The following is a 5,158-nucleotide window of genomic DNA, read 5'->3' as shown; positions in this document are numbered from 1 at the left end:
TTTAGATCTCGGTTGGAGTTTACTCAAAATCTTACCTAAATCTGAACTCAAAAGGGTTAAAGAAGAATTTGTTGAACAATACCTTCCAAAAGATGACTAATCTCATTACAGTAATGTAGGTGATTAAATGGCACAAGATATTATAGATGGAATTAATCCAACTCGTATGGAATTATTATCTCTTAAAAATAGGACAAAACTTGCTGTAAAAGGGCATGGTTTGCTTAAAGAAAAAAGAGATGCTTTAATCAAAGAGTTTTTTGATATCTTGGATCGTGTCAAAGGTATTCGTGAAAACGCAGAACAAAGTCTAAAAGAAGCAAATGATGCTTTAATTGAAGCACAAATTGCTATGGGAGACTTAGCTGTTAAAAAAGCAGCTTTATCAGTTAAAGAATCTATTGATGTTGAAATTTCATCTAGAAGTGTTATGGGCGTAGCAGTACCTGTTACTAATGTGAAAATGGAAGAAAGATCCATTGTAGACAGAGGTTATGGTTTTGCCGACACTACCATACAATTAGACGAAGCTGCAAAGAAATTCGAGGAATCTCTTAAGTATTTGATTGAACTTGGTGAAGTGGAAAAAACTATTTTCTTACTTGCTGAGGAAATCGAAGCTACTAAACGTAGAGTAAACGCTTTAGAGCATATTATGATTCCAAGATTCCAAAATACTGAAAAGTATATTGATATGAGACTCCAAGAAATGGAAAGGGAAAACTTTGTTAGATTGAAAATGATTAGATCAACAATTGAGAAAAATGAAAAAGCAGCTGCTGCAGCTGAAGCAGCTGAAAATGCAGAAGCTTAAATTTTTCTTAATTTTTTTCATTTTCTTCTATTTTTTATTATTTTTTAATTTTAAGATAAATTTGATTTGTATTTTTTATTTAAATAAATTTTATTTAGTTACTGTAAAAAAAATTTTTACTAGAAATTTCAGAAAGTGTGTTTAAAATGAAAAGAAATCCAATTGACCAATTTATGAAAGATCCTGATAATAAAGCAAAAGTATTTATCTGGATGACAAGGGCTATGATTATTACAACTTTTATGATAACAATTGGAGTAATATTATTTATTATTCATCTAGTTGGCCTTTTCTAGATTCTTCATTAACAATTTTATCAGTTAACTCTACTTTTTTACATAAATTTTCAAAACTTTTGTCTTTCTCAATAATTGTTAGTAATGGTTCGTTAATCTCGGTAATGGAACCTATGTGAGGTAAGTCATAAATATTATTTAGATTCATTTTGTGGTATTTCATTCTGGTGGGTGAATATATAATTTTTTTATAAGAGTAATATTTCGCTTCAGGAATATTAATTAATTCTCCTTGGCATGCTTTGATGTGGGCTTCCAACATATTTACTCCAAATGTTTTTTCCACACATTCGAATGTGCCCTGGATTCTAGGATTTACTTCAATAATGTTTAATCCATCTTCATTAAGAATAAAATCGACTCCATTTGATCCAATCAGGTTAAATTTTTTTATTAGATTTTCACTTGTTGTTTTCATTTCTCTTTTTAATTTATCAAAATTATTTACTGGAGTCATGACTGATTTTTTTGTCAAGGGTAAAATGTTTCCAACATATCTGAAGTCATTGTTATTTTTAAAATCATTCATTGTAAGTAATCGTGAATTTGTAATGTTTTTTGCAGTAGTGGTATTTGATAAAACTGATGAACTTAGGTTAATGCCCTTGATGTATTCCTGCATGATATATTCATCATCTTTAAATTCAAAATCACTATCATTATTTAATAGGTTTACGTCATAACCTCCACTTCCTTGAAGAGGTTTTATAATAAATTGATTGTTTGGATAATTTTTATTTATTTCTAATGCTTCATCTATATCATTCAACTTAAAAGTCATAGGAGTTAAGAATTCATCTTTAATTTCTTCATAAAATTTAAATTTATTTTCAAGTTCCCCAACATCTTTATTTCCTAAAATCTTTTTCTTGTCATTTTTTTTAAAATCACTTGGTGAAACCCCAGAAATAGGGATTATGTAATCAACTTCATCAATAAAGTCTCTTGAAAATTCTAAAATGTATTTGGGATCAAAGTTTTCTTCAAAACTTCCACAACTTTCCCCATCACTTTCCTTTAAAACGATTTTCTGGTTTTTGATGGTGGGTGTGTCTGAAGTTGAGAAATAACTTGCTGAAAAAATTTCATATTCAAGATCTAATGCACTGTTAAGCATACTTCTTGTATCAATTCCAATAAGTAATAGCTTTTCCATAAAATATCAGTAAAAAAAGTTTTTAAGTAGTCCCGAGCGGAGTCGAACCGCCGTCTCCGGGTCCAAAGCCTAGAAGGATTACCACTACCCTACGGGACTATACATGTTGTACTGTATACAACATTTAATATATATTTATTATGTAGTATTTAAACCTATCGGTTATTCAATAATTTTTGATAAAATAAGCATTTTTCATGCCACATGCATTCATAACAGATTTTAGAAACACTTTCGGTTGTATTGAATATTTCATCAACTTTTTTAAATAACTCTATAGAATTATGTTCTTTTTTGACATCAAATTTTTTTAAAACTTCTCTGTCCATTGCGATGATTCTTTCATTTTGAGTTTCATCTTCACAAACGTTGTTCTTTAAATTAGGACAAGAAGCGCAGATGTCATCAGGGCAATCTAGAAGTGTAATAGTTGTTGAGTTGTCTTTTCGTTTAGAATTAATATATTTCATATTCCGGACAAAGTTTTCATCATAGCCGTAGCCCTGAAAACCTTTAAGACATAACAAATGATGTCCTCTCAACTTTAAATTCATTTAAATCAAAATAAAAAAAGAAAGGTTAAAAACCTTTTAGTCTTTAGGTAAAAATACTTTGGATACTGAAGCTGCACCTAATATTTTTACGATATCTCCTGCAATAAATGGAACGAGTCCCATCATTAAAAGATCAACAATTCCAAAAGTCATTCCTTGTGTGGAAAGGAATAAAGCAAGACCTGCTAATCCAGGAATATAAATCAATACAAAATTTGCAATTCCAATTACAATTGCCATTCTTGTGAAATTACGTGCTTTGGTATATCTTTCGGTAATAAATCCTACAAAGTATGCAGCAATAATGAATCCGATAAAGAATCCGCATGTGGAACCTAAGAAGGTTTCAAGTCCACCTGTCATTCCACCAAACCATGGAATGAATGCGATACCTAAAACAACATATAATATTTGACTTAAACAGCCGTATTTTTTTCCTAAAATTAAACCAGAACATAAAACTGCAAAAGTTTGTGCAGTAATTGGAACTGGAGTCCATGGGAGTGGAATAATGATTTGGGCCATTATACCTGTAAAACATGCCATTAATAAGGACATGAGTACTTTAGTAGCAGTACTAGCATCTTGTATTCTTTCAAAAACATTTTTTCTAGTACTGTAATAATTATCTATATCAATATTCATTTAATTTCCTCCAATTTTCGAATCCCATTATAGATTTGTTAAAAATAGTATTTAATTGTGTTGTTAAAAATAAAAAAATAGAAAAATAATTAATAATATTCAATTTAATGAATAGTTATTAATTTCACGTTTTGTGGTTTTTTGACAATATTCATGGATTTGAATGCAACTAATTTTTTAATTCCTTTTTCAGATGCAGCATCCACCAATCTTTGTGAGATTACACCATCAAATATGACTGTATCAACGTTGCCTTCAATATTTTTGATTTCTTCGTAAATATTTTCCACTTCAACTTCTTTAGTCATATTTAAAGCTTCATCTAAAATAGCTCCGCAACCGGTTCCTTCAAATTCTTTTAGCATATCTTTCATTAAGCTAACTTCATCATCTTCGATTTCAGGCTCTTTAACCTGCTGTGGTTTTTCATTGCGGTTGTATTTTTGATGTTTTTTATTATGATGTTTATTGTTTTCTTTTTTACGATTGTTATTGTTGTTTTAATCATTTAGAATATTGGTTGTAGCTAAAAATTGTGCTGTAGGAACTTTGTCTCTTAAAGCAACTAAAACTTCATCTTTTTCAAGATCTTCCACTTCTTTTCCTTTTGGAGCACGTGTGATGTAGTCTACTTCACCAATTTGTAATAATTCTTTAAGGATTAACTCTCCGCCTCTGTCACCATCAACAAATGCTGTGGTTGTCCTTTTTTTACTTAATTCTCCAATGGAATGTGGTACGCTTACACCTTCAACAGCTACAGTATTTTTGATTCCATATTTAAGTAAATTTAAAACATCGCTACGTCCTTCTACAACAATAATTGCATCAGATGTATGGATACTTGGTCCCGCAGGAAGACGGTCTTCACCATATTCAGAGATTTCATGAACTCTCATGGCTTCTCTTACTTCTTCAATCATTTTTATACTAGTTGGACCGACGCTTTCAACCATGTTTTTGTAAATTTCTTTTGCACGGTTAACGACTTGTTCTCTTTTAACAGCCCTTACATCTTCAACTTTTGTGGTTTGAATTTCTGCTTCACAAGGACCCACTCTGTTAATGGTTTCGAGTGATGCAGCGAGAATGGCGGTTTCAACTCTGTCTAAACTGGATGGAATTACAATTTCTCCTTTTGCTCTTCCACTATTTGAATGGATGTTAACTTGGATTCTTCCAATCCTTCCAGTTCTTTGAAGTTCTCTTAAATCTAAATCATTACTAAGTAAACCTTCAGTTTGCCCAAAGACAGCTCCAACAACATCTGGCTTTTCAACAATACCATTCGCTGTAATTTGAGCATGGATTAAATATTTTGTTGTTGTTAATTCTTCACCTTTTCCCATATTTAAGCCTCCTAAGCTTATTAAATCGGGATAATTTATGTAATAACTAAAAATTGAAATTATTTTTAGGTGAAACTTGCATAAATTATACGATAATCTGGTCTTTTGACCTATTATACACTAAAAAAAGTTATACATTTATTTTTAAGAGTTACTATTAGGGTTTACTGTTATTTTCTTATTTAGTCATGTTATTTAAAAATTCAATATTTTTTAACTTTTAATTTTTCCTAATAATAATGTTTCTCCCGTTATTTGATAAATTAATAATAATTATAATAATAAATAATGTAATACTCTATGAGCTTATAATAATCTTAGTATTTATTTCAATACTTCATTTA

4 protein-coding genes, 1 tRNA gene and 1 pseudogene are annotated in these 5,158 nt (G+C 30.0%); 1 reads left to right on the top strand and 5 read right to left on the bottom strand.

All coding sequences use genetic code 11. The features are described from left to right. Positions 1-127: 127 nt before the first annotated feature. The gene (locus tag IJ258_RS06025) at positions 128-814 is read left to right on the top strand and encodes a V-type ATP synthase subunit D (RefSeq protein WP_292804388.1); all 687 of its coding nucleotides are present in this window, start codon (positions 128-130) and stop codon (positions 812-814) included. Positions 815-1,084: 270 nt separating this feature from the next. Here the strand turns inward: IJ258_RS06025 and IJ258_RS06020 are convergent, their stop codons facing one another. From IJ258_RS06020 to dnaG, 5 genes and pseudogenes are all read right to left on the bottom strand, one after another. Then, on the bottom strand, positions 1,085-2,266 hold the full coding sequence (locus IJ258_RS06020; RefSeq protein ID WP_292804384.1) for an ATP-grasp domain-containing protein: 1,182 nt from the start codon (positions 2,264-2,266) through the stop codon (positions 1,085-1,087). Between the two features lie 27 nt (positions 2,267-2,293). After that, a tRNA-Gln gene (locus tag IJ258_RS06015) sits at positions 2,294-2,365 on the bottom strand. A 56-nt stretch (positions 2,366-2,421) separates the two neighbouring features. Continuing rightward, positions 2,422-2,820, bottom strand: coding sequence for a DUF1284 domain-containing protein (locus tag IJ258_RS06010; protein ID WP_292804382.1), 399 nt, complete (start codon positions 2,818-2,820; stop codon positions 2,422-2,424). Positions 2,821-2,856: 36 nt separating this feature from the next. Beyond that, complete coding sequence (locus IJ258_RS06005) at positions 2,857-3,459, bottom strand: biotin transporter BioY (protein WP_366514572.1); 603 nt, start codon at positions 3,457-3,459, stop codon at positions 2,857-2,859. A gap of 110 nt (positions 3,460-3,569) precedes the next feature. After that, positions 3,570-4,814 (bottom strand): annotated as a pseudogene (dnaG, locus tag IJ258_RS06000) (DNA primase DnaG). Positions 4,815-5,158 lie beyond the last annotated feature (344 nt).

The sequence above is a fragment of the Methanobrevibacter sp. genome, assembly GCF_017468685.1.
Classification (GTDB): Archaea; Methanobacteriota; Methanobacteria; order Methanobacteriales; family Methanobacteriaceae; genus Methanocatella.
The sequence above is the reverse complement of the archived record's forward strand: the minus strand, read 5'-3'. Positions and strand labels throughout refer to the sequence as shown.